Below are 23192 nucleotides of genomic sequence, written 5' to 3'. Positions count from 1 at the left end.
AGCCCCGGTATCAGGCGCATCATGACTCAGACATTCACCATAACGCGCCTTGGCCATCAGGGGGACGGCATTGCCGAAGGCCCCGTTTTTGCGCCGCGCACCTTGCCGGGCGAAGTGGTCAGCGGCACCGTTGTTGGGCAGCTTTTGACCGAGATCCGGGTCGAAACCCCCTCGGATCAAAGGGTTAAGGCGCCGTGCCGCCATTACAAGTCTTGTGGTGGATGCCAACTGCAACATGCATCAGAGGCTTTCGTCGCCGACTGGAAGGTCGAAATTGTGCGCAAGGCACTTGATGCGCAGGGGATCGAAGCGGACATGCGCCCGGTCCATACCTCACCCGAACGGTCCCGGCGTCGCGCAACCGTTGCCGTGCGGCGGACGAAAAAGGGCACGTTGGCCGGGTTCCATGGCCGCGCATCCGATACGATTACCGAAATCCCCGATTGCCACTTGCTGCATCCCGACCTGATCGCCGCGATCCCGGTGGCCGAGGCGCTGGCCCTGCTGGGGGGCAGCCGAAAAGGGGTTCTGGCCGTGACCCTGACCCTGTCCGAGGGTGGTCTGGACGTGGCAGTTAAAGGCGGCAAGCCATTGGACGGCCCGCTTGAGCTGGCCCTGGCGCAGGCGACCGAACACCACGGTCTTGCGCGGCTGAGTTGGGATGATGAGGTGATCGCCACCCGGCAGCAGCCGGTTCAACGCTTTGGGGCAGCCGAAGTCGTGCCTCCTCCCGGCGCGTTTCTGCAGGCGACAAAGGATGGGGAACAGGCTCTATTGCAGGCTGTTTTGCAAGCGACCGAAGGTGCAAAACGCGTTGTCGACCTGTTCGCGGGTAGCGGTACATTTTCGTTGCCGCTGGCGCAGACCGCCGAAGTTCACGCAGTGGAAGGCGAGGCTGACATGACGGCCGCGCTGGATCAGGGGTGGCGCAAGACCAAAGGGCTGAAGCGGGTGACGACCGAGGCGCGCGACCTGTTCCGCCGACCCTTGATGCCAGATGAACTCCGGCATTTTGACGCAATCGTGCTGGACCCGCCGCGCGCGGGGGCCGAGGCGCAGGTGTCCGAACTGGCGCAGGCAAAACGCCCGGTGATTGCTTATGTCTCGTGCAACCCGGTCACGTTTGCCCGTGACGCAAAAACGCTGGTTAACGCGGGTTACACCCTTGAATGGGTACAAGTGGTTGACCAATTTCGGTGGTCGTCACATGTCGAACTTGCCGCCCGCTTTACTTTGAACGCAAAACCCTGACAGGAGAGCACCCGAATGGGGATCACCCAACGCCTGCAGACCATCATCGACGCCCCAGCTTTTGGGCATTTCATCACCGGAGTCATCCTGTTCAACGCAGTTCTGCTGGGGATGGAGACGTCTCCGACCCTGATGGAACTGGCAGGCCCGGTAATCGTGACGTTGGATCAGCTATGTCTGGCCATCTTTGTTGCCGAAATCTCGATGAAACTGATCGCAACGGGGCGGAATTTCTTCAAGAACGGCTGGAACAATTTTGATTTCCTGATTGTGGGCATCGCCCTTGTACCCAGTGCAGGCAGCCTGTCGGTTCTGCGCGCGTTACGTATTCTCAGGGTTCTGCGTGTGATTTCGGTTGCGCCCCGTTTGCGCCGGGTGGTCGAAGGGTTCATTTCAGCCTTGCCGGGTATGGCCAGCGTGTTCCTTCTGATGGCGATCCTGTTTTATATCGGCGCGGTGATTTCGACCAAGCTGTTCTCGGACTCTTTCCCGGACTGGTTCGGCGATCTTGGCCTGTCGGCCTATACACTGTTCCAGATTATGACGCTGGAAAGCTGGTCGATGGGTATCGTGCGTCCGGTCATGCAGGTGTATCCTTATGCGTGGGTGTTCTTTGTGCCCTTCATCATGGTCACGACTTTTGCCGTTGTGAACTTGCTGGTGGGTTTGATCGTGAACTCGATGCAGGATGCCCACCATGCCGAGGATGAGGTAAAGACGGATGCCTATCGCGATGAGGTGCTGGAGCGGCTGGAATCCATCGAACGTCGTTTAATTGAGCAGTCGAACATCAAAAAGTGATTTCAGTTTTTCGGATTTCTGGCATAATCCTGAAAAAAACAAAACGGCAGGCAGTGAAACATGGATCGTCGAGCATTTGGATTGGGTGCTATGGCAACGCTGGGCCTATCGGCCTGTGCCTCGGCAAGCCCCAGATTTCTGACATATGATGGGCCTGAGGTGACCTCGTTGGTCATCAATAAGGGCGCGCGGAAGATGTATCTTCTGCACAACGAACACGTTCTCAAGGAATATAAGGTGGATCTGGGTTTCGCACCCGCAGGAACCAAGACCAAACGCGGTGACGGGCGCACGCCCGAAGGCACCTACCTTATCGACCGCCGCAATCCGAACAGCAGCTATCATCTGTCCCTTGGGATTTCTTACCCGAATTCGGAAGATATCGCGCTGGCGAAAGCGGCGGGTGTTGATCCCGGTGGCGATATCTTTATCCACGGCCAGCCGAACAAGCGATCTGAACGTAAGCGCGCGAAAAAGACGCCGGATTGGACGGCTGGATGTATCGCCGTCAAGAATGAAGAGATTGAAGAAATCTACGCGATGGTAAACCGCGGAACGCTGATCACTCTGCGCCCTTAACAGGTTTCCACGCGCCAAAGCCGAATTGCATATAGTCGCGCTGGTAGGCATCTGTCGCCAGCGTTTCGAGCGTTTCGTCGTAGATTTCACCCAATGTGTAAGGGCTGTCAGGGTCGGTTATTGCTGGCACTGGCGGAGTTTCGTGCCCCAATGACCGGGCCAGATCGGGAAGGGTTGATGGCAGTTCCTCTTCCCTCAGGATCACATCGGGCAAGGCAAATGACGCCATTCCTTCCAAAACCTGCGCCTGACTACACCACATTCCATCAACCCGAACGGGTGTCTGACCCGCAAGATTTTGGCGCAGAAATTGCAAAAAGGCGGAAAACGCGTCGAAGTGCTGATCGACCGGGTAATTGTCTTTGCGCAACTGGCCCGGAATGGGAATCTTGAACCGATTGCGCAGCATGTTGCGGATCTTCAGGTAAGAACCCGGACCTGTGCTTAGGATTTTAGAACAAAAGACGGAATGCGCACGGGCCAGCGGATGGCGCAACACAGTGAATTTGCGATGGCCTGGATGGGACGTCATCCAGTCCCGCACTTGTTTTCGGTTCTGGTTGGTGATCAGGGCGTCTGTTTTCACTCCATCCAGATCGGCCAGCCATTGAGAAACCTGCGCTTCACCCCCCCCGCGCACAGGGAGATACATCAGTGGCGTGTTGGGCGCGGCCACGTAATTGGCCACTGCCGGGCCACGTCGGGGCTCAAAATTGGGGGTCCGATGCAGATTGAACCTGTCGACCTGAGGCAGGTCACGCTCAAGCTGATCCGGGTTAGTGACTTTGGACAGGGGCGCTTCGGGGTTTTGCGGTTTCAGCGTGTCATCAAGTTCCGTAAGTCGCCCGGCAACACCCAGCCATTCCGCCAGACCATTCAGGGATTCCAGGCGAGTCAGATCGTCATACGCGATGTAAAATGGAGTTTGACCCGAATCCTGCAGGTGATGAAGCAGCAAAAGTTGGAAGTTCTGCTGTTGGTCCAAGTATTTCTGAAACTCGACCACGTCGAATTCAATACGGGCCTCACGCCTGCGTTTTACGTTTTTTAGCTGCCACTGCTTGGTTTCCCGTGCGATCTGCAGTGATACGAAACTGTCTAAAGGGTTTCGCGTCAGGATGATCTTGGCGCAGCGAGGATCGGTTAGAACAGGCTCTAACACACGCGGATCGTGGCCATCAAAGAAGCGGAACCCATTCAGCCCGCCGGGTGCCTCGCGGATCGCGTCCAGCAGGTCGGTGGGAATCTGATCCCGCTGCTCAATCGAAATGCCGAGCAACTCTTCGGTTTTCAGACGTCCTATGAAATGCGGGTTGAACGCTTCGCCGTGGCTGGTGACCCCGTCCAAGGCGTTCAGGTTGGCCTCCAGCAGGTTCGAGCCCGTGCGCATGGCGGCAAGAATAACGAAATAGTCGAATTTCTGGCTCATTTCCGATTATCGCACCAAATAAGGTTTTGGAAATGGCCTGACTTGCTTGCCGAACACATCGTCTGACGGAAAGTCGCCCATCAAATAGGGGTGCATCCCCTGATTCTTGAGGTTTTGCAGGAATTGGCCGAACCCCGACAGGTCAACCATGGTCGGAGTCTGTGTAAGATGGCTTTGGTTTTGAAGGCCCATTTCCCCGACCACCGCCTGAAGCGGTTCCATCGGTGTTTCAACAAATTCCGCAAGAGACCACGTTCGAATCCGGGCCTTGGTCCAGACCGAGTTCAAAACCTCAAGCTGTTTGGTTTCGATCTGCTGAAGCCGGGCGGCCTCGGTGCGAATATCCGAGAAATTCAAGTTGGACCGAAACAGCGGGATAGCCCATGCACCCGTGATCACCGAGACTTGGGCATTCTTGTCACGTGCCAGAAACCAGTTGATTTTCTGCGTGTCACGCGGCCCGAATTGAAAACTCTGTCGTTCGCCTCGGGTATTCCAGACCAGGTTGGATAGAAAAGCGGTCGGGTTATAGTCCCGCAATTTCGCGCAATCGCTCAACGCGCCGTTGATGATGGTTTCACCATCCGAGAACTCTGCCCGGTTGGGCGCGAAAAGGTGGCCGTGAACACGCCCGCCTGTCGTCTCAGCCAGCCAAGGTTCAAAATCCTCGAACAATTCGGCAAAGCCCTGAAAGACGGAATAGGGGAAACAGGTCAGACCATTCTCGCTGCCATGGCGGGGAAAGCGGCTTTGCATATACAGCCCGTCCCGTCCCCGCGTGCGGCGTTCAACCGCCTTCGAGAACACGCGGTCAATCTTCCCCGGATTGGGCTCTGCCGGTTTCATGGCGCCAGCCTGATCGGTGAGAAAGGACTGATACAGCCGATCCGCATCGCGCCAGACTTTTCGGGCCACAAAGCAATCCGACCTTCGCAAAAGTTGTAGGTGATCGTCGTAGAAGATATGCGGACGCCCTTGATAATCAAACTTCGACAGGGTGAGCGACCGGCTTTCGATATGGGTCGAGTAAAGGCGCGCCAGCGTCTGAAAATAGCTTTCGTCGGGTATCCAGACCCGCCGAAAATACCGATCATACACCTTGCGCCGAGGGTCCTGCAAAATGGCGGACAGTGTCTGACGGGTCAGGCACCACCATTGGCTGCCCATGTGTGGCACCAATCCTTCGGGGATGCGCCGCCGCATCCCCACCGCTCGTTGCAGTCGGACGTACAGATCGAACAGCTTGCGGTGCTTGCGCCACGAGAACGGAAACCGCAGCGTGAACCGTTCCTGATCCAGACCGCCGATGGTCCAACTGACATCGGCAGTGGTTGCGCTTTCGATGAAATCCACGCGTGGACGTTCGGCAAGATAGTCAACGAGTTCGGAAACGGGACGCAGTGGAAGGCAGGCACCCGACGACAAATAGACATGGTGAACATCCGGAAACGCATCCAGCATCAGCTCGGCCGCAGATTGCGAGGCGGCCACGATGCTCCATCCCCCCCACTGGCACGTGTGACGCTCGGAAAATTGGATCAGCGGCGTGTCCGCACAGGATGCGGCCAGATCGGAATATGCTTTGTCCGACACTTTCTGATCGACGTGAATGACAACAGGACACCCGGCGGTGGCCCAATGGCGCGCGACCTGTTCGACCCGGTGCAGCGCGGAATGGACAAGCATGACGATGCCAAGTTTGCTCATGCCCAGTTTCCTTTGGACATGAGCCCCAGAATTTCGAGCTGCCGCCAGTTGATGTATTTCTCGGACCAGTCGCACCAAAAGACGGGCTGATCGTCCAACCCCTGGGCATAGGCGCGGTATTCACCCGATCTTCGATAGTGTTGGCCGCGTTCCATTTCCTCGCGGGCCTTGTCGCCCAGCGTGTCGATCAGCTTGGCATGCAGCAGCGCCCCGCTGGTTTTTTCGCCGCCCCATTCGTCATAAACTTGGTTCAGACCCCGCGGCAGCAGAGAGTGGGTCGAACTGACATAAACATAGCGCCGGTCCCATTTCACCAGCGGTATCTTGTTCAGCGCCGGGGCTTTGGACGGGTTGTCCCTGAAAAACACCCGCGCGCGGGGGCCGCCCTGAATCCATAGGTTCCCGTAGTCGTGGTTCTTTGTGATCATGTAGTTGCCCGAGTCGAACCAGCGGGCGATTTCGAACGGGTCCTGACCCTCGGTGTAAGGTTCGGCTTCTACAGGGCCGCGCGGGTACATGTCGATCAGCATCGTGCCAAAACTGCGAACTGCGCAGCCATCCAGCCAATCGGTCAATGCCCGTACCGGGCGGGTGTCGCAGAACGGGTAAATAAAGAACTCATCCGGGTCGACTGTCAGAACCCAGTGGCCATGCGCGTATTTTCGCAGCAGGTAATTCGACCAGTCGATACCGAACGTGGCCCGTTTATAGCTTGCCTCAGCCCGCCAGACCGAAACATCCGGCTGATCGGCCAGAAACGCGCCCGTGCCGTCATCACTGTCATTGTCGACAAACAGAAAGTGATTGACCCCCAGACGGCGGTAATATTCCAGAAAGAACGGCAGACGAATTTTTTCATTTCGCACGACGCTCACCAACAGGACATCACGCCGTTTGATATTCTGTGTTTTTGTCGAAACGGCCGTAAGATCACGCCGTTTTCTAAGGCAGCGCAAAATACGGCGCTTGCGCCGCAATCTCATTCGGTAAGAATCCAACAGGCTCACGTGACTGCCCTACCTTTTAATTTACGCGAGCATACCCGGGGCCTGGATCAGCCAGAGTGGTGCCGGGTCATTATCGGGTTATGCCACTTTTCCATCTATCGAGGCAACGCATTTACAAGCCGTTAGCCGCAGGTGCTGAATTTTCAGTCAATACAGCCCATCAGCCCAAGCTGCTGTAGTTGTCTCCAACCCGTGTAACGCACTGATTGGGTTGTCCACATTAAGGGGTGATTAATTATCCCGTCATAATAGTCCGCGAACTGATCGGGGTTGTGGAAATGCTGCCGTCGGGTTTTCTCGATTTTTGATTTCTCGATCACCTCGGGCAGAAACTTGGTGTGTAGCAAAACGCCCGACGGCCTGCTGTCATCTGGGCCGTCATAGGCTGCGTTCAGTTTACGTGGCAACGCCGAATGGCACGAATTTACGTAAGCGTACCGTCGGGACCACCGAACCAGAGGAAGCTTGTTCAACGTCGGGGACCGCTGAGGCGTATCGGCAAAGAACATTCGCTCTCGCGCGCCGCCCTGAACCCAGAGATTCCCCAAAGGCGATTGCCGTTTAGCGCGGTAGGGACCGGGGTCAAACCAGTTCAAAACAGCAGTTGGGTCCGTGTCGGGCTGGTAGTCCTGAGCACCGAGCGGATCCTTGGGGTAAAGGTCCAACATCAACGCGCCAAAGGCGTTGCGACCTTGTTGGTCCAGAAGGGATGTCAGATCGCGCAGCGATCGCGTATCATGCTCGGGGTAGATCAACAGCTCATCGGCATCCACCATCAGCGTCCAGTGCCCGTGCCCGTGCCGCATCTGCAACCACGTCAGCCAGTCCAGCCCGTACCGTGCATCGCGATAGCTGCCATGCGTCTGCCACAGCGACACGTCCGGCTGATCGCCAAGAAACGCGACCAACCCGTCATCGCTGCCGTTATCCACAATCAGAAAGTGATCCACCCCCAAGGCCCGATAGTGCCGCAGGAACCAGGGCAGGCGGGTAATCTCGTTCCGAAGGGTGGTAAAGGCCAGAATGTCGCCCGGTTTGATTGCGCGGGTTCGATCCAATAACGGAGTCAACTGACGGCGGCTGCGAAACGATCGCCACAACAGCCGCCGCCGTTTCAGGCGAAACCGGTACTTCTGCACCCATGACAGGGGCGGCAGAGTATCCTCGGTTCCGGTCACAGAGGGCTCATTTCTCGTAGTTGCCGTTTTGGTGCCAGCGCCACGCATCGGCAATCATCGTCTCTAACGTGGATCTTTTTGGCGTCCAGCCAAGTTCGTCACCGGCGCGCACTGATCCGGAAACCAGCTTGGTGCAGTCCCCGGCCCGGCGCGGTCCGATGGAATACGGCACGTCGCGATTGGTGACAGACTTGGAATGTCCGATAACCTCCATCACGGAAAAACCGCTGCCTGTCCCAAGGTTGAACACGCGGCTGCCCTTGCCCTGCTCCAGCCAGTTCAGACCCAGAACATGGGCATCGACCAGATCGCAGACATGGACGTAGTCGCGGATGCAGGTTCCGTCCGGCGTGTCATAATCGGTGCCAAACACTGTCAGGCCGTCGCGCTTGCCGTCGATGGCGTCCAGCATCAGTGGGATCAGGTGCGTTTCAGGGCGGTGGAATTCACCCACTTCGCCGTCAGGGTCCGCGCCCGCCACGTTGAAATACCGGAAAATCACGTGGTTCAGACCATGCGCCGCCTGAAAGTCGCGCAGAATGTCTTCGATCGCCCGTTTAGACGCGCCATACGCGTTGAGCGGTTCCTGCGGCGTGTTTTCGTCCAGCACGACATTGTCGTGTTCACCATAAGTGGCGCAGGTCGATGAGAACACGAAGTTCAGGCATCCGGCGGCAACGGCGGCCTCGATCAGAGACAGCGATCCGGTGACATTGTTGGTCCAGTATTTGCCCGGTTCCGACATCGCCTCACCCACCTGGCTGAGGGCGGCGAAATGCATCACGGCGGCGGGCTGGTACTTGGCGAAAACCTCGTCCAGCCGGGCGCGGTCCAATAGATCTCCCTGTTCAAAGGGGCCGAATTTCACAGCGTCCTGCCAGCCGGTAATCAGGTTGTCAAAGGTCACGGGCGTGTATCCGGCTTGCGACAACGCTTTGCAGGCATGCGACCCGATGTAGCCGGCACCGCCGGTCACAAGAATATTAGTCATTCAAAATTCCAATTTGTCTTGCCGTCCAAAAGGGCCGGTTATCTGTGATAAACACTGCGGTCAGTCCAGCCCCATGGCGGCCATCATTTGCTCCAGCTTCGGCACGTCCTGCGGGTTGTTCAGTTCCCAGAACTGGCGGCCCTTGGCCTCAACCTCGACGCAAAGAACCTTGCGCCCGTTTTCCATGAAGCGCAGTTGTTCCAGCCCTTCCAACTGCTCCAGCGGGCCAATGGGCCATGTGGGGTAAGCGGCCAGCGCATCAGGGCGATAGGCGTAAACGCCGACGTGGTGAAACACCGGGGTCTCGTCTGCCGACGCATAGGTCTGAGCGGTGTAAGGAACCACTTCTTTCGAAAAATACATGGCGCTGTGATCTGCGGCAAAGACCGCCGTTGTGCCACCGACGCGCCCGTGCTTGCGATCGTTCAGCAGGCTGTTGAGCGCTTCGCCATCACAGCGCAGCACCGGCGTGGCGACACCGGCATCCGGTGCGGCGCGCAGCCCTGCGATCAGGTCTTCGACGAACCAATGCGGGGTCAGCGGCGCGTCGCCTTGAAGGTTGACCACGATATCATAGCCCATACCCAGATTGGCGTGAGTTTCGGCGCAGCGCTCGGTGCCATTGCCACAGGAGTCCGAGGTCATGACAACCTCGGCCCCGAACCCTTCGGCTGCTTCGCGGATGCGGTCGTCATCGGTGGCGACAACCACGTTGTCCACACCAGATACGGAACAGGCCGCGCGCCAGGACCGTTCGATCAAGGTCATTGCTTTGCCGCTTGCTCCGGTCAGGGGAACCAAAGGTTTGCCCGGATAACGGGTCGAGGCATAGCGGGCGGGAATGGCGATCAGAACGGACATCAGGCCTCCTTCAGGTCAACACCCGGAGCGTAGGCGATGAAGAACGGGTTTGCATAGCCGTCCTTGCCGTATGTCAGGGGCGTATGGTCGTCAAACCGAACCACATTGCCGCCGGCACCCGCCAGAACTGCGTGGCCAGCGGCCGTATCCCACTCCATCGTGCGACCGACGCGGGGATAGAGATCGGCTTCACCCGTAGCCACCAGACAGAATTTCAGCGACGAGCCCGCGCTTTTGCTGTCCTGTACCTGATATTTGTTGATGTAATCCTCGGTCGCCTGATCCCGGTGCGATTTCGAGGCCACGATCAACAGCGCGGAATTGTCTGGTTTAGAGACTGATATGGGAGTTGTTTCGCCGACCTCTTCCTTGTCTAGCGGGCCGGTTTCCTCAACCGATTGCCCGTCCGACAGCGTGTAGAACATGCGTCCTTTGGCTGGGGCATAAACAACGCCTCGGGTCGGCGTGCCATTTTCAACCAGCGCGATATTCACGGTGAAGTCACCGCGGCGGTTGATGAACTCCTTGGTCCCGTCCAGCGGATCGACGATCAGGAACGTGTCGCCTTTTTCCGAGTGAGAGTCAGCCTGTTCTTCGGTCACCAGCAGAATATCCGGGAAAGCGTCGCGCAAACCGGCCGAGATCAGCGCGTCTGCGGCCTCGTCCGCTTCGGTCACGGGGCTGGAGTCGGATTTGACCTTCACGTCGAAATCATCCGAATTATAGATTTCCATGATCTTGTCGCCAGCTTCCAATGCCAAACGGCGGATGACGGGGATAAGGGCGTCGTAGGTCACAAAAATGCTCCGTTCCTGTGATTTGTTGATTGAATATTCTGTGGGCCTTATGATGTGCCAGTTACGGATCGGCAAGAATTTCGTGACAGTTTACAGGTGAATGGGCAGGAAAGAGCGCGCGCGTGTTTTATTTTAAGCGAAATCAGACGCTTTTGGGCAGCGCGTTTACGACGGCTGAACTGGTGTTTCATGCTGTCGTGCGCAACATCCGTGCGGGTCATTCCAATGCCATTATCGCGATCGTGAAAAATATCATCCAGGTTCTGGCGCTGGTTGTCGTCTTTTATTTGATCATGTCCTTCCTGGGGACCCGTGTCGCCAAGGTTCGGGGTGAGTTCATCTTGTTTCTGCTCTCAGGCATCTTTTTGTTCATCACACATGTCAAAGCGGTTGGTGCTGTTTCCAATGTTGGTACCGGCGACAACCCGATGATGCTGCATTCCCCAATGAACATGATGGTGGTTCTACTGGCCGCCGCGTTTGGGACTTTGTACACGCAGTTGGCTTCCATATTCGTGATCCTGTTCGGTTACGTAGTCGTCGTTGCCCCGTTGGAGATTCAAGACCCAGGCGGTGCGTTCTACATGCTGATACTGGCGTGGTTCACGGGGTGCGCTGTCGGTGTGGTGTTCATGGCCCTGAAACCTTGGTTTCCAACGACTTCGACGATCCTGAGCACGATTTATCGCAGATTGAACATGGTCTTTTCCGGAAAGATGTTCGTAGCGAATGCGCTGGGCGGTTTCATGCTGACCATGTTTGCGTGGAACCCGCTGTTTCATATCATCGACCAATGTCGCGGGTTCGTGTTCCGGAATTACTTTCCGCGCAATACGAACTGGGAATATCCAATCTGGGTCGGCCTGACGCTGTTGTTGATTGGCCTGCTCGGAATTTTCTATACGCGCCAGCATATCTCGCAAAGCTGGAATGCGCGCCGTTAACTGGCCACGCGTAGGGTCAGGTTGATCCGGCCACCTTTCGGCAACAGCTTGGATGACCCGAACCGGATGCGATCCACACCGTGATAGGTCAGACGTGCGGGGCCGCCCATGATCACGACATCGCCCGAGTTCAGCCAGATCGACTCGGTCTTGCCGCCTCGGGTGTCATTGCCGATGCGAAACAGGGCGTCATCGCCAAGCGAAACTGACAGGACCGGCCAGGAAAAATCGGCTTCGTCCTTGTCCTGATGCAGACCCATTCGGGCACCTTCTCCGTAGTAATTGATTAAACAGCAATCCGGGTCCCGTTCCGTGCTGGCCAAATCGCGCCAGATTTCAAGAATGGGTTCGGGAATTGACGGCCAGCGGGCGCCTTTGGGATGCTGCGGCTGATATCTGTAGCCCGCGTGATCGGTGACCCAGCCCAGTGCCCCGGCCGAAGTCATGCGAACCGACATTTCCCTGCCCGAAGGCGTAACGGGCCGGAACAAAGGCGCGGATTTCAGAATCGGGCGCAGCACCTCAATCAGCCGCGTCTGCGCGGTGCTGTCCAAATAGGCTTTTCTGATGTCGAAATCGCGCAAAACAAGCCGCGCCATTGAAGAATCCTCAATCCTTGCCAAAACCTTGCGAAAAAAGGCCACAGAATCCCGAAAACCTGTGATTTACACCGCTTGCAGGCTTTTGGTCCCGCCCTTATATACGCCGGGACGCGTGATGGTGTAGGGCTATCGCGCAAATCAGATCGGGGGCGGGTGCCATAACGGGTCCGGACCTCGGACATCGCCTTGAAGAGAAAGGGATTGAACATATGAGTAAAGTAATCGGGATTGACCTCGGAACCACCAACTCGTGCGTGGCCATCATGGACGGCTCGCAGCCGAAGGTCATCGAAAACGCAGAAGGGGCGCGGACCACGCCCTCGATCGTCGCCTTCACCGAAGATGAGCGACTGGTCGGTCAGCCGGCAAAACGTCAGGCGGTCACCAACCCCGACAACACGATCTTTGGCGTCAAACGTCTGATCGGTCGTCGTGTGGATGATGCAGAAGTCGAAAAAGACAAGAAAATGGTGCCGTACGCCATCGTCAATGGCGGCAACGGTGACGCATGGGTTGAAGCCCGCGGTGAAAAGTACTCCCCAAGCCAGATCTCGGCCTTCACTCTGGGCAAGATGAAGGAAACCGCAGAAAGCTATCTGGGTGAGGAAGTCACGCAGGCGGTTATCACTGTTCCGGCCTACTTCAACGACGCACAGCGTCAGGCCACCAAAGACGCCGGTAAAATCGCCGGTCTCGAAGTGCTGCGGATCATCAACGAACCGACAGCGGCAGCGCTGGCCTATGGTCTGGACAAGGAAGAAACCCAAACCATCGCGGTCTATGACCTTGGTGGCGGTACCTTCGACGTGACCATTCTGGAAATCGACGACGGTCTGTTCGAAGTTAAGTCGACTAACGGCGACACCTTCCTGGGTGGTGAAGACTTTGACATGCGCATCGTCAACTACCTGGCGGATGAGTTCAAAAAGGAACACGGTGTCGATCTGTCTTCCGACAAGATGGCCCTGCAGCGTCTGAAAGAAGCCGCTGAAAAAGCCAAGATCGAGCTTAGCTCGACCTCGCAAACCGAAATCAACCAGCCTTTCATCTCGATGGGCGCAAACGGTCAGCCGCTGCACATGGTCATGAAACTGACCCGTGCCAAGCTGGAATCGCTGGTGGGCGACCTGATCAAGAAGTCGATGAAGCCTTGCGCCGCTGCTTTGAAAGACGCGGGTCTGTCGGCTGGTGACGTGGACGAAGTTGTTCTGGTCGGTGGTATGACCCGGATGCCGAAAGTGATCGAAGAGGTCACCAAATTCTTCGGTAAAGAACCGCACAAGGGTGTGAACCCGGACGAAGTGGTTGCCATGGGCGCCGCAATTCAAGCCGGCGTTTTGCAGGGCGATGTCAAGGACGTGGTTCTGCTGGACGTGACCCCGCTGTCGCTGGGCATCGAAACGCTGGGTGGTGTATTCACCCGTCTGATCGACCGCAACACCACGATCCCGACCAAAAAGTCTCAGGTCTTCTCGACCGCAGAGGACAACCAGAATGCCGTGACCATTCGCGTGTTCCAGGGTGAGCGTGAAATGGCTGCGGATAACAAGATCCTGGGTCAGTTCAACCTTGAAGACATCCCGCCCGCGCCGCGCGGCATGCCTCAGATCGAGGTGACTTTTGACATCGACGCCAACGGCATTGTCTCGGTTTCAGCCAAGGACAAAGGCACCGGCAAAGAGCAGAAGATCACCATCCAGGCTTCGGGCGGTCTGTCCGACGCGGATATCGAAAAGATGGTCAAGGACGCCGAGGAAAATGCCGAGGCCGACAAGGAACGTCGCGAGCTGGTGGACGCCAAGAACCAGGCGGAAAGCCTCATCCACTCGACCGAAAAGTCGATGGAAGAACACGCCGACAAGGTCGACCCAACCACCATCGAAGCCATCGAGCTGGCCATTGCCGCGCTGAAGGACGAGCTGGAAACCGAGAATGCCGACAAGATCAAGTCCGGCATCCAGAACGTCACCGAAGCGGCCATGAAGCTGGGCGAGGCGATCTACAAGGCGCAGTCGGAAGAGGCCGAGGATGAGCCTGCGGCGGCAGACGCCGCACCGGGCGATGATGACATTGTCGACGCCGAGTTCGAAGATCTGGACGACGACAAGCGTAACTAACGGGTAACCGGGCCAATTCGGGCCGGTCCGGTTGTCGGGCCGGCCCGATTACGTTGAGGCAGAAGGAAACACTGATGTCAAAACGCGACTACTATGATGTGCTCGGCGTATCAAAGGGCGCATCTGCGGACGAGATCAAGAAAGGCTTTCGCAAGAAAGCCAAGGAATTGCATCCCGACCGCAACAAGGACAACCCGGATGCCGAGGCGCAGTTCAAAGAAGCGAACGAAGCCTATGACGTTCTGCGCGATGCCGAGAAAAAGGCCGCATATGACCGCTTTGGTCATGCCGCGTTTGAAAATGGCATGGGCGGCGGCGGTCGTCCCGGCGGCGGGTTTGGCCAGGGCGATTTCTCCAGCGCCTTCTCAGATGTATTTGACGACCTGTTCGGTGATTTCATGGGGGGTCAGCGTGGCGGTGCCGGTGGCGGCCGCCGTGCTGCGCGCGGATCAGACCTGCGCTACAACTTGCGCGTGACGCTGGAAGAGGCGTTTTCGGGACTTCAAAAAACCATCAACGTTCCCGCGGCCGTTGCCTGCTCCGCCTGCGACGGTTCGGGTGCGGAAAGTGGCGTCGAGCCTACGACTTGCCCCACCTGTTCCGGCATGGGCAAGGTCCGCGCGCAACAAGGCTTTTTCACGGTTGAACGGTCCTGTCCGACGTGTTCGGGCCTTGGCCAGATCATCAAGAATCCCTGTAAATCCTGCGGCGGCGCAGGTCGTGTCGAAAAAGAGCGTGCCCTGTCCGTGAACATCCCCGCTGGTGTTGAGACCGGCACCCGCATCCGTCTTGCAGGTGAGGGTGAGGCCGGGATGCGTGGCGGCCCTCCGGGGGATCTCTATATCTTCGTCGAAGTGTCCGACCACAAACTGTTCGAACGTGACAGCGTGAACCTCTATTGCCGCGTCCCGGTCAGCATGGCAAAGGCCGCGTTGGGCGGGTCGATCGAGGTGCCGACGATCGACGGTGGCCGCGGCCGCGTGCAGATTCCGGCAGGCAGTCAGTCGGGCCGCCAGATGCGCTTGCGCAGTAAGGGTATGCCTGCGCTGCGCGGTGGTGGTGTCGGCGACATGTTCATCGAACTGGCGGTGGAAACACCGGTGAACCTGACCAGCCGTCAGAAAGAACTGCTGAAAGAGTTCGACGATCTGGGTGAAGACAATCATCCGGAATCCAAAAGCTTCTTTTCTTCCGTCAAATCCTTTTGGGATGGGATGAAAGGTTGAACCTTCGGTTAGGGGGCTCTGCCCCCGCCTCCCTTCGGGAGACTCCCCCGGGATATTTCTAGCCAGATGAAGCAGGGGATCCGTACTTCATCTGGCCCCAAATATCCCGGAGCGCGAGGCAGAGCCTCGCAGAATCCTCTTGATTAATTTGACTGCGCCTGAGATGGTCCGCGCCAACCGTTGGGGTGCCCTGTTCATTGGGCTGAGAGGTGCGAACGCATCAACCCATCGAACCTGATCCGGGCAATACCGGCGGAGGGAACGGTCTTACAGTTTACAGACGTTTTCCACGCCACCGTTGCCCCAACTGAACCGGAGCAACCAAATGGCGCCTATTGCATTGACAATTGCGGGATCGGACAGTGGCGGTGGGGCCGGAATTCAGGCCGACCTGAAAGCGATGTCGGCTCTTGGCGTGTTTGGCGCGAGTGTTGTCACGGCGGTTACGGCGCAGAACACTTGCGCCGTGACGGCCGTGCATGGAATACCGCTGGATGTTGTCGCGGCACAGATAGATGCGGTTCTGACCGATTTTGACGTTGGTTCCATCAAGATCGGAATGTTGGCGACGTCCGAGATTATCCGTACCGTGGCCGAAAGTATCGCGGCTTTTGAAGGTCCTGTCGTCCTGGATCCTGTGATGGTTGCCAAGTCGGGCGATTCCCTGCTGGCAGAGGACGCGGTTCAGACCTTGCGGGATGTGCTCTTACCCCGAGCTTCGGTGTTGACGCCCAATTTGCCAGAAGCTGCGTGTTTGCTGGGCAGCGACGCGGCCACGTCTCCTGCAGAGATGACGGATCAGGGGCGTAGCCTGTGCGCGTTGGGGGCAAAGGCCGTGTTGATGAAGGGCGGGCATGGCGCAGGGGATATTTGCCACGATATCCTGCTGGACGCTTCGGGTGTTATTGGCGAATACACTGCCCCCCGCGTCGATACGCGCAACACGCATGGCACCGGTTGCACGTTGTCGTCGTCGATTGCTGCAGGGTTGGCTAAAGGTCTGGCGCTGCCCGATGCGGTCGCGCAGGCGCATGACTATCTTCAGGGGGCCATCGCCAAGGCGGATGAGTTGAATATCGGGCAGGGCCACGGGCCGGTTCACCATTTTCACCGGATGTGGACGGCGTGACGCTCTGGTCGGTCATAGGGGCCGGTGTTGCCGGTTTGACCGTCGCCAGCGAGCTTGTGTCGCGGGGTGTGAAGGTGCAGGTTTTTGACCCCGGCGGACCTCCGGGTGCCCATGGGTGTTCCTGGTGGGCCGGCGGTATGTTGGCGCCGTGGTGCGAGTTTGAAAACGCCGAGGAACAAGTGCTGCGCCTGGGGCAAGGCGCGTTGGAGTGGTGGGGCTCTCGCACTCAGGTCTATCGGCGCGGGACTTTGGTTGTTGCCAATTCAAGAGATCTGCCTGATCTACGCCGGTTTTCGCGTCGGACGCACGGGTTCAAGGATGTCGATCAGACAAAACTAACCGAATTAGAGCCTGATTTGGCCGGCTTTTCGAAGGGCTTGTTCTTTTCGGATGAGGCGCATTTAGATCCGCGCCGGGCATTGAAAGACCTGTATCGGCAGTTGCAAGCCGAGGGTGTCGTGTTTCATCAGAAGCTGGCCCCAGCTGGTTTGAAAAACGCCATTGATTGCCGGGGGTTGCACGCGCGCGAGACATTGCATGACCTTCGTGGGGTCAAGGGTGAGATGCTGGTGATCCGGTGCCCTGACGTTACCCTGTCTCGCCCCGTGCGCCTGTTGCACCCGCGGATGCCGCTTTACATCGTGCCGCGCGGCGATGGCGTCTATATGCTGGGCGCGACAATGATCGAGTCCGAGGACAGCAGCCGCATCACCGCGCGATCCATGTTGGAATTGCTGAGCGCCGCATACGCGCTGAACCCCGCCTTCGGAGAAGCCGAGGTGTTGGAAATCGGTGTCGACCTGCGCCCGGCTTTCCCCGATAACCTGCCGCGCATTCGGCGTCTGGGGCATACGATCTATGCGAACGGGCTGTATCGTCATGGCTACCTGTTGGCCCCGGCACTTGCGCAGGGTGTGGCTGATTTGGCGCTTGAGAACACACATTCGGAGATGGTCGATGAAGATCGTGCTTAACGGTGAGCCGCGCGAGGTGCGTGCCGAAACCTTGTCGGACCTATTGCTGGAATGCGGGTTTACCGGTCGCGTCGCGACGGCTGTGAACGAAGAATTCGTGCCCTCGTCCCTGCGCGTCGCTCATAAACTGACAGATGGCGACAGGATCGAAGTTGTTGCGCCGATGCAGGGGGGCTGAAGATGAAGACGTTCTATGGCACTAAGCTGCCGAATCCACTGATGCTTGGGACGGCGCAGTATCCCAGCCCGGCGATACTTGAGACGGCTTTTCGCGAAAGCGGGGCCGGGGTTGCCACCGTGTCGTTGCGGCGCGAGTCCGGTGCCGGGCAGACGTTTTGGCAAATGATCCGCGATCTTGGCGTATTGGTTCTGCCCAACACCGCTGGCTGCCATACCGTCAAAGAGGCCGTGACCACCGCGCATATGGCACGCGAGGTGTTCGATACCACTTGGATCAAACTAGAACTGATTGGCCATACCGACAGTCTGCAGCCGGATGTGTTTCAACTGGTCGAGGCCGCACGCATCCTGATCGAAGATGGGTTTCAGGTTTTCCCGTACACCACCGACGATCTGGTTGTGGCGGAACGCCTGTTGGGGGCTGGGTGCGAAGTGCTGATGCCCTGGGGCGCGCCGATTGGGTCGGGGCGCGGATTGAACAACGAATACGCACTGCGCGCGATGCGGGCTGAATTTGCCGATGTGCCGTTGGTCATTGATGCAGGGATCGGCCTGCCAAGCCACGCGGCACATGCGATGGAGCTGGGCTATGACGCCGTTCTATTGAACACAGCGGTGGCGCGGGCAGGTGATCCGGCGGCGATGGCGCGGGCGATGATGCTGGCGATTGAGGCAGGGCAACTGGCGCATGAGGCTGACCCGATCGAGGCCCGCGATATGGCCGAGCCTTCGACCCCGGTGATCGGAAAGGCGTTTCTGTCATGACGCTGGACCGGTTCTATCCGATATTCGATCATTCCGGCTGGTTGCGTCGTATGTTGCCGCTAGGGGTGAAGCTGGTTCAACTGCGGATCAAGGATCAACCGGACGAGGTGGTGCGAGAACAGATTTCTGCGTCGCGTGATCTCTGCCGGGCATTTGGGGCCGTGTTGGTTGTTAACGACTATTGGCATGCTGCCATTGATGCGGGGTGTGACTGGATTCATCTGGGTCAGGAGGATTTGGACGACGCCGATCTGAAAGCCATCCGGAAGGCCGGGCTTAAACTGGGTGTGTCCACCCATGACGATGATGAGCTTGAACGCGTTCTGGCGATGGACCCGGATTATGTGGCGCTTGGCCCCGTCTACCCGACCATCCTCAAGAAAATGAAATGGGAACAGCAGGGTTTGCCGCGCGTGACAGAGTGGAAAGCACGGGTGGGCGACATTCCCCTTGTTGGAATTGGCGGGATGAGCGTTGAACGCGCCGAGGGCGTGCTGCAGGCAGGTGCGGATATCGTTTCAGCCGTGACCGACATTACCCTAAACGCCGACCCCGAAGCCCGCGTGCGCCAATGGATCGAGGTCACGCGATGAGCCGCTACGCGCGTCAAACCCTGTTGCCCGAAGTCGGGGCCGAAGGTCAGGCGCGCTTGTCCGATGCGCGGGTTCTGGTGATTGGTGCCGGAGGTCTGGCAGCACCGGCTTTGCCCCTGCTTGCCGGTGCCGGTATCGGGCAGATCACGATTGTCGATAACGATAGGGTTACCCTGTCAAACCTGCACCGCCAGACGCTGTTTACTGAGGCAGATTGCGGGCGATCCAAAGCCGTCGTCGCCGCTGAGCGGTGCCGTGCGTTGAATAGTGAAATCCTCGCATCAGGGAAAGAACAGGCTCTAACAAACGAAAATGCTGTTGAATTGGTGGCGCAGGCAGACGTGGTCTTGGATTGTGCCGACAGTTACGCCGCCAGCTATATCCTGTCGGATACGTGTTTTGCCGCAGGAAAACCACTGATCACCGCATCGGTTCTGGGTCTGTCAGGTTATGTTGGCGGGTTCTGCGGCGGTGCCCCGTCGTTGCGCGCTGTGTTCCCGGATGCGCCGGACAGCGGGGCAAGCTGCGCAACTGCGGGTGTCTTGGGTCCTGTCGTGGGATTGATCGGTGCGACGCAGGCGCAAATGACGCTGAACCTGATTTTGGGGCTGGACCCCTCACCCTTGGGCCAGATGGTTCAGTTCGATGCGCGGACACTGCGTAGTACCACGTTTCGTTTTGACAATGCGCCCGAACCCGAGCGGCATTTCAGATTTGTCGCCCCGGGCGAACTGACTGCGGACGACTTGATCATAGAACTGCGCAGCCAAGACGAAGCACCAAAACCCGTGCATCCGAATGCGCAGCGCCTGTCGCTCATCGCCCTGAAATCAGAGCCTAACAAAAAGAAAACGCTGGCTCTGTGCTGCGCCACAGGTTTGCGTGCGTGGCGCGCCGCCGAAGAAATACAACCGGATTGGTCCGGCGAGATTGTCCTCGTCGCGGCCGCAACCTCGTGAACAGAAGGAAACGCGAGACATGAAAAAGCTGATCACAGCCATAGCTCTGCTGGCCGCCGCGCCTGCATGGGCCGAGGACAAGATGACCGTGCTGCTGGACTGGTTCATCAACCCCGACCACGGTCCTATCATCGTCGCTCAGGAAAATGGCTACTTCGCGGATGAGGGGCTTGAGGTCGAGATCGTCCCACCTGCGGACCCGTCTGCGCCTCCGCGTCTGGTTGCTGCGGGTCAGGCAGACCTGGCCGTGTCTTATCAGCCGCAACTGCATCTGCAGATCCACGAGGGGCTGCCGCTCAAGCGTGTGGGTACTTTGGTCGCGACCCCATTGAACTGCCTGCTGGTTCTTGAGGACGGCCCAATCAAGTCGCTTGCTGACCTCAAGGGCAAGAAGGTCGGATTCTCGGTCGCAGGTGTGGAAGAGGCAATCCTGACGGCGATGCTGAACGCGCATGGTGTGGCGCTGGACGATATCAAGCTGATCAACGTGAACTTCTCGCTGTCTCCGTCGCTGATGACCGGTCAGGTCGACGCGGTGATCGGTGCGTTCCGTAACTTTGAGCTGAACCAGATGGATATCGAAGGTGTCGCGGGCCGTTGCTTTTACATCGAGGAAGAAGGCGTTCCGCCCTATGATGAGCTGATCTATGTCGCCAATCCCGACAAGATGGACACCGACATGATCGCGCGTTTTCTGGCTGCGACCGAAAAAGCCACCCAGTACATCGTCAACAACCCCGAAAAAAGCTGGGAGATTTTCGCCGCCACGTCGCCTGAGCTGCAGGATGAGTTGAATGCACGCGCATGGGTCGACACTCTGCCCCGTTTCGCGCTGCGTCCGGCGGGTTTTGACGCTGGCCGGTATGCCCGGTTCGAGGAATTCCTCAAGGACAGCGGCATGATCGACAGCATCAACCCGGTCAGCGACATCACCATCGACGTGACCGCGAAATGAGCGCGTACGGCAAAGCCTTCGCTCTGATGCGCGATGCGGCGCAAGGGCCGTGGCGGGACTATACCCGCCACGCTTTTGTCGAAGGGCTGAGGGACGGAAGCCTGCCGCGCGAGGCGTTCCTGCACTATCTGCGTCAGGACTATGTGTTTCTGATCCATTTCTCCCGTGCCTGGGCGCTGGCGGTGGTGAAGTCGGAAACCCATTCCGAGATGCTGACCGCCGTCGGCACTGTGAACGCGCTGGTGGCCGAGGAAATGCAACTGCATATCGGTATCTGCGAGGCCGAGGGCATCTCGGGCGAGGAACTGTTCGCCACCCCCGAACGCGCCGAGAATTTGGCCTATACGCGGTTCGTGCTCGATGCGGGTTATAGCGGTGATCTGCTGGACCTGCTGGCAGCCCTTGCGCCCTGCGTTATGGGCTATGGCGAGATCGGAGCGCGACTGGCGTCCGAGGCCACGTCCGAGACCTATCGCGATTGGATCAACACCTATGCAGGTCCCGATTATCAAGAGGCGTGCAAGGCAGTGGGATCATTGCTTGATCAGGCTCTAACACGGCGAATTGGGCCAGATTTTGAAACCCCACCCCGGTGGGGCAGGCTGTGCCAGACCTTCCGAACCGCCACAGAGCTAGAGGTCAATTTCTGGCAAATGGGCCTGACACCATGACCCCTGCACCCGATCTGACCATAAGCGGCAGGGCCACCATTGACGGAGCGACGCTGTTCGCGCCGCTTAGCCTGACCCTTGGGTCGGGACAGTGGACCTGTTTGCTGGGGGGATCGGGTGTTGGAAAGACAACGGTCCTGCGTCTGATCGCAGGGCTGGAAACGGGCGCGGATTTCGACGGTCAGATTACCGCAAGCGATGGCCACACCGTGGCGGATCGCGTCGCATATATGGCGCAGGACGATCTGCTGTTGCCTTGGGCGACAGTTGCGCAGAACGTGTCACTGGGCGCACGGCTGCGCGGTGAGGCACCTGATGTCGAACGCAGGGATCGTTTGATCGAACGGATGCGTCTTCAGGATCACATGGCCAAGAAACCGTCAGAACTGTCAGGCGGGCAGCGCCAGCGGGTCGCGTTGGCGCGTACACTGATGGAGGATCGGCCCATCGTGCTGCTGGATGAGCCGTTTTCGGCCCTCGACGCGCGGACGCGTGCGGATATGCAGGACCTTGCCGCCGATGCACTGAAGGGCAGGACCGTTCTTTTGGTGACCCATGATCCGGGCGAGGCCGCGCGGCTGGGTCAATCCATTGTGGTGATGACACCGCAGGGGCTGACCTTCTGCGATCCGCCAGCCGCGCCTGCGCCGCGCCACGTGGATGATCTGGAAACGCTGGAAACGCAGGGTGCTTTGTTGCGACTGCTGAGAGAGGCGGCATGAAGATCCTCTCGGCCCTTGCAGCAACACTGTTCGCGCTGGCTATTTGGCAGGCGATCGTCAGCCTGACCGGGTTGCCGAAATTCATCCTGCCCGGCCCGGCGCTGGTGGCCGAGACTTGGTGGCAGAACCGCTGGATCATCGCGGAGCACACGTGGATCACGGCGGTTGAGGTGGTGATCGGTCTGGCCTTTGGGACGGTTCTGGGCGTTCTGACCGCCCTGCAGCTGGCCAATTCACGTGCGGCCCGAGTGCTGGTGCAACCGATGCTGGTTTTTACGCAGGCTTTGCCGGTTTTTGCGTTGGCACCTTTGCTGACGCTCTGGCTGGGTTACGGGTTGTGGTCCAAGGTCGCCATGGCCGTGTTGATCATCTACTTTCCGATCACGTCCTCATTCTTTGACGGGCTGATGCGGACGCCACAAGGGTATCTTGACCTTGCGCGCACCATGCAAGCCAGCCCCCGCGCCGTGTTGTGGCACATTCGTATTCCCGCCGCGCTGCCGTCGCTGGCCTCGGGGATGCGGCTGGCGGCCGTTTATGCTCCGATCGGGGCGGTGATCGGCGAATGGGTCGGGTCCTCGCAAGGGTTGGGCTATCTGATGTTGCTGGCCAATGGGCGCGCAAAGACCGACCTGATGTTTGCCGCTATGCTGACGCTGGGGGTGTTTTCCATTCTTCTGCACCTGATTGTCCGACGGGCCACCGCGCGTATGGCAGGTGAGATGCGTTAACCTTTCAGAAACTGATTCTGAGC

General features: G+C 58.3%; 24 protein-coding genes and 1 riboswitch. Of the genes, 16 read left to right on the top strand and 8 right to left on the bottom strand.

Translation table 11 applies throughout. The features are described from left to right. The first annotated feature begins 21 nt into the window (after nucleotides 1-21). The 3 genes from ACR0MS_RS08170 to ACR0MS_RS08160 are packed head-to-tail and all read left to right on the top strand — an operon-like array spanning nucleotide 22 to nucleotide 2631. On the top strand, nucleotides 22-1251 hold the full coding sequence (locus tag ACR0MS_RS08170; protein WP_480571097.1) for a class I SAM-dependent RNA methyltransferase: 1230 nt from the start codon (nucleotides 22-24) through the stop codon (nucleotides 1249-1251). Nucleotides 1252-1266: 15 nt separating this feature from the next. After that, nucleotides 1267-2052, top strand: coding sequence for an ion transporter (locus tag ACR0MS_RS08165; RefSeq protein ID WP_480571100.1), 786 nt, complete (start codon nucleotides 1267-1269; stop codon nucleotides 2050-2052). A 60-nt stretch (nucleotides 2053-2112) separates the two neighbouring features. Then, complete coding sequence (locus ACR0MS_RS08160; protein WP_480571103.1) at nucleotides 2113-2631, top strand: L,D-transpeptidase family protein; 519 nt, start codon at nucleotides 2113-2115, stop codon at nucleotides 2629-2631. On the opposite strand, the gene ACR0MS_RS08155 is transcribed toward ACR0MS_RS08160, so the two are convergent. The 7 genes from ACR0MS_RS08155 to cysQ all read right to left on the bottom strand — a co-directional run bounded on the left by ACR0MS_RS08155 (nucleotide 2615) and on the right by cysQ (nucleotide 10601). Beyond that, nucleotides 2615-4060: a nodulation protein NodH gene (locus ACR0MS_RS08155; protein ID WP_480571106.1), complete on the bottom strand. Its 1446-nt coding sequence runs from the start codon at nucleotides 4058-4060 to the stop codon at nucleotides 2615-2617. The genes ACR0MS_RS08160 and ACR0MS_RS08155 overlap by 17 nt on opposite strands. A 6-nt stretch (nucleotides 4061-4066) precedes the next feature. Further along, nucleotides 4067-5767: a DUF5927 domain-containing protein gene (locus ACR0MS_RS08150; protein ID WP_480571109.1), complete on the bottom strand. Its 1701-nt coding sequence runs from the start codon at nucleotides 5765-5767 to the stop codon at nucleotides 4067-4069. After that, the gene (locus tag ACR0MS_RS08145) at nucleotides 5764-6750 is read right to left on the bottom strand and encodes a glycosyltransferase family 2 protein (RefSeq protein WP_480571949.1); all 987 of its coding nucleotides are present in this window, start codon (nucleotides 6748-6750) and stop codon (nucleotides 5764-5766) included. Before ACR0MS_RS08145 ends, ACR0MS_RS08150 begins: the two co-directional genes overlap by 4 nt. A 167-nt stretch (nucleotides 6751-6917) precedes the next feature. Next, nucleotides 6918-7952, bottom strand: coding sequence for a glycosyltransferase family 2 protein (locus ACR0MS_RS08140; RefSeq protein ID WP_480571112.1), 1035 nt, complete (start codon nucleotides 7950-7952; stop codon nucleotides 6918-6920). A 7-nt stretch (nucleotides 7953-7959) separates the two neighbouring features. Further along, entirely contained in the window at nucleotides 7960-8943 is a 984-nt protein-coding gene (galE, locus tag ACR0MS_RS08135; RefSeq protein ID WP_480571115.1) for a UDP-glucose 4-epimerase GalE, read from the bottom strand. A 60-nt stretch (nucleotides 8944-9003) separates the two neighbouring features. Next, nucleotides 9004-9804, bottom strand: coding sequence for a 3-deoxy-manno-octulosonate cytidylyltransferase (locus ACR0MS_RS08130; RefSeq protein WP_480571118.1), 801 nt, complete (start codon nucleotides 9802-9804; stop codon nucleotides 9004-9006). After that, complete coding sequence (gene cysQ / locus ACR0MS_RS08125; protein WP_480571121.1) at nucleotides 9804-10601, bottom strand: 3'(2'),5'-bisphosphate nucleotidase CysQ; 798 nt, start codon at nucleotides 10599-10601, stop codon at nucleotides 9804-9806. Before cysQ ends, ACR0MS_RS08130 begins: the two co-directional genes overlap by 1 nt. Nucleotides 10602-10723: 122 nt before the next feature. Between cysQ and ACR0MS_RS08120 the strand changes: the two genes are divergently transcribed. Next, nucleotides 10724-11545 carry an ABC transporter permease gene (locus ACR0MS_RS08120; RefSeq protein WP_480571124.1) on the top strand — a complete coding sequence of 274 codons (822 nt, stop codon included), beginning with the start codon at nucleotides 10724-10726 and terminating at the stop codon, nucleotides 11543-11545. Here ACR0MS_RS08120 and ACR0MS_RS08115 read toward each other — a convergent pair. Next, complete coding sequence (locus tag ACR0MS_RS08115) at nucleotides 11542-12144, bottom strand: alpha-ketoglutarate-dependent dioxygenase AlkB family protein (RefSeq protein WP_480571127.1); 603 nt, start codon at nucleotides 12142-12144, stop codon at nucleotides 11542-11544. The two genes, ACR0MS_RS08120 and ACR0MS_RS08115, sit on opposite strands and share 4 nt — an antisense overlap. A 212-nt stretch (nucleotides 12145-12356) precedes the next feature. On the opposite strand from ACR0MS_RS08115, the gene dnaK reads away from it, so the two are divergent. From dnaK to ACR0MS_RS08055, 12 genes are all read left to right on the top strand, one after another. Then, on the top strand, nucleotides 12357-14264 hold the full coding sequence (dnaK, locus tag ACR0MS_RS08110; RefSeq protein WP_480571130.1) for a molecular chaperone DnaK: 1908 nt from the start codon (nucleotides 12357-12359) through the stop codon (nucleotides 14262-14264). 74 nt (nucleotides 14265-14338) lie between these two features. Further along, complete coding sequence (gene dnaJ / locus ACR0MS_RS08105; protein ID WP_171123856.1) at nucleotides 14339-15490, top strand: molecular chaperone DnaJ; 1152 nt, start codon at nucleotides 14339-14341, stop codon at nucleotides 15488-15490. Between the two features lie 171 nt (nucleotides 15491-15661). Beyond that, nucleotides 15662-15768: riboswitch (TPP riboswitch) on the top strand. A gap of 47 nt (nucleotides 15769-15815) precedes the next feature. Beyond that, nucleotides 15816-16619, top strand: a complete 804-nt coding sequence (thiD, locus tag ACR0MS_RS08100; protein ID WP_480571133.1) for a bifunctional hydroxymethylpyrimidine kinase/phosphomethylpyrimidine kinase — start codon at nucleotides 15816-15818, stop codon at nucleotides 16617-16619. Beyond that, nucleotides 16616-17593 carry an FAD-dependent oxidoreductase gene (locus tag ACR0MS_RS08095; RefSeq protein ID WP_480571136.1) on the top strand — a complete coding sequence of 326 codons (978 nt, stop codon included), beginning with the start codon at nucleotides 16616-16618 and terminating at the stop codon, nucleotides 17591-17593. The genes thiD and ACR0MS_RS08095 overlap by 4 nt, the downstream gene beginning before the upstream one ends. Beyond that, a complete protein-coding gene (gene thiS, locus ACR0MS_RS08090) occupies nucleotides 17577-17771 on the top strand; it encodes a sulfur carrier protein ThiS (protein WP_480571139.1) in 195 nt (64 codons plus the stop codon). Before ACR0MS_RS08095 ends, thiS begins: the two co-directional genes overlap by 17 nt. A 2-nt stretch (nucleotides 17772-17773) precedes the next feature. Next, nucleotides 17774-18538 (top strand): thiazole synthase, encoded by a 765-nt coding sequence (locus tag ACR0MS_RS08085; RefSeq protein ID WP_480571141.1) that lies wholly within the window; start codon nucleotides 17774-17776, stop codon nucleotides 18536-18538. After that, nucleotides 18535-19131 (top strand): thiamine phosphate synthase, encoded by a 597-nt coding sequence (locus tag ACR0MS_RS08080; RefSeq protein ID WP_480571143.1) that lies wholly within the window; start codon nucleotides 18535-18537, stop codon nucleotides 19129-19131. The genes ACR0MS_RS08085 and ACR0MS_RS08080 overlap by 4 nt, the downstream gene beginning before the upstream one ends. Further along, nucleotides 19128-20090 (top strand): HesA/MoeB/ThiF family protein, encoded by a 963-nt coding sequence (locus ACR0MS_RS08075; protein ID WP_480571145.1) that lies wholly within the window; start codon nucleotides 19128-19130, stop codon nucleotides 20088-20090. Before ACR0MS_RS08080 ends, ACR0MS_RS08075 begins: the two co-directional genes overlap by 4 nt. Before the next feature lie 19 nt (nucleotides 20091-20109). Beyond that, nucleotides 20110-21045: an ABC transporter substrate-binding protein gene (locus tag ACR0MS_RS08070; RefSeq protein WP_480571147.1), complete on the top strand. Its 936-nt coding sequence runs from the start codon at nucleotides 20110-20112 to the stop codon at nucleotides 21043-21045. Next, complete coding sequence (gene tenA / locus ACR0MS_RS08065) at nucleotides 21042-21716, top strand: thiaminase II (RefSeq protein WP_480571150.1); 675 nt, start codon at nucleotides 21042-21044, stop codon at nucleotides 21714-21716. The genes ACR0MS_RS08070 and tenA overlap by 4 nt, the downstream gene beginning before the upstream one ends. Then, nucleotides 21713-22438, top strand: a complete 726-nt coding sequence (locus ACR0MS_RS08060; protein ID WP_480571153.1) for an ABC transporter ATP-binding protein — start codon at nucleotides 21713-21715, stop codon at nucleotides 22436-22438. Before tenA ends, ACR0MS_RS08060 begins: the two co-directional genes overlap by 4 nt. Further along, the gene (locus tag ACR0MS_RS08055; protein ID WP_170697005.1) at nucleotides 22435-23169 is read left to right on the top strand and encodes an ABC transporter permease; all 735 of its coding nucleotides are present in this window, start codon (nucleotides 22435-22437) and stop codon (nucleotides 23167-23169) included. Before ACR0MS_RS08060 ends, ACR0MS_RS08055 begins: the two co-directional genes overlap by 4 nt. The last annotated feature ends 23 nt before the right edge of the window (nucleotides 23170-23192 follow it).

The organism is Ruegeria sp. CJ2 (assembly GCF_056536745.1).
This window is presented reverse-complemented; position numbering and strand designations above follow the sequence as displayed.

Coding starts and splice junctions, on each gene's coding strand:
- ACR0MS_RS08070 (WP_480571147.1), top strand. CDS start 20,110: ATGAAAAAGCTGATCACAGCCATAGCTCTGCTGGCCGCCGCGCCTGCA.
- ACR0MS_RS08085 (WP_480571141.1), top strand. CDS start 17,774: ATGAAGACGTTCTATGGCACTAAGCTGCCGAATCCACTGATGCTTGGG.
- ACR0MS_RS08165 (WP_480571100.1), top strand. CDS start 1,267: ATGGGGATCACCCAACGCCTGCAGACCATCATCGACGCCCCAGCTTTT.
- thiD (WP_480571133.1), top strand. CDS start 15,816: ATGGCGCCTATTGCATTGACAATTGCGGGATCGGACAGTGGCGGTGGG.
- ACR0MS_RS08160 (WP_480571103.1), top strand. CDS start 2,113: ATGGATCGTCGAGCATTTGGATTGGGTGCTATGGCAACGCTGGGCCTA.
- ACR0MS_RS08170 (WP_480571097.1), top strand. CDS start 22: ATGACTCAGACATTCACCATAACGCGCCTTGGCCATCAGGGGGACGGC.
- ACR0MS_RS08150 (WP_480571109.1), bottom strand. CDS start 5,767: ATGAGCAAACTTGGCATCGTCATGCTTGTCCATTCCGCGCTGCACCGG.
- galE (WP_480571115.1), bottom strand. CDS start 8,943: ATGACTAATATTCTTGTGACCGGCGGTGCCGGCTACATCGGGTCGCAT.
- ACR0MS_RS08155 (WP_480571106.1), bottom strand. CDS start 4,060: ATGAGCCAGAAATTCGACTATTTCGTTATTCTTGCCGCCATGCGCACG.
- ACR0MS_RS08060 (WP_480571153.1), top strand. CDS start 21,713: ATGACCCCTGCACCCGATCTGACCATAAGCGGCAGGGCCACCATTGAC.
- tenA (WP_480571150.1), top strand. CDS start 21,042: ATGAGCGCGTACGGCAAAGCCTTCGCTCTGATGCGCGATGCGGCGCAA.
- thiS (WP_480571139.1), top strand. CDS start 17,577: ATGAAGATCGTGCTTAACGGTGAGCCGCGCGAGGTGCGTGCCGAAACC.
- ACR0MS_RS08115 (WP_480571127.1), bottom strand. CDS start 12,144: ATGGCGCGGCTTGTTTTGCGCGATTTCGACATCAGAAAAGCCTATTTG.
- dnaK (WP_480571130.1), top strand. CDS start 12,357: ATGAGTAAAGTAATCGGGATTGACCTCGGAACCACCAACTCGTGCGTG.
- ACR0MS_RS08075 (WP_480571145.1), top strand. CDS start 19,128: ATGAGCCGCTACGCGCGTCAAACCCTGTTGCCCGAAGTCGGGGCCGAA.
- ACR0MS_RS08055 (WP_170697005.1), top strand. CDS start 22,435: ATGAAGATCCTCTCGGCCCTTGCAGCAACACTGTTCGCGCTGGCTATT.
- dnaJ (WP_171123856.1), top strand. CDS start 14,339: ATGTCAAAACGCGACTACTATGATGTGCTCGGCGTATCAAAGGGCGCA.
- ACR0MS_RS08080 (WP_480571143.1), top strand. CDS start 18,535: ATGACGCTGGACCGGTTCTATCCGATATTCGATCATTCCGGCTGGTTG.
- ACR0MS_RS08130 (WP_480571118.1), bottom strand. CDS start 9,804: ATGTCCGTTCTGATCGCCATTCCCGCCCGCTATGCCTCGACCCGTTAT.
- ACR0MS_RS08145 (WP_480571949.1), bottom strand. CDS start 6,750: ATGAGATTGCGGCGCAAGCGCCGTATTTTGCGCTGCCTTAGAAAACGG.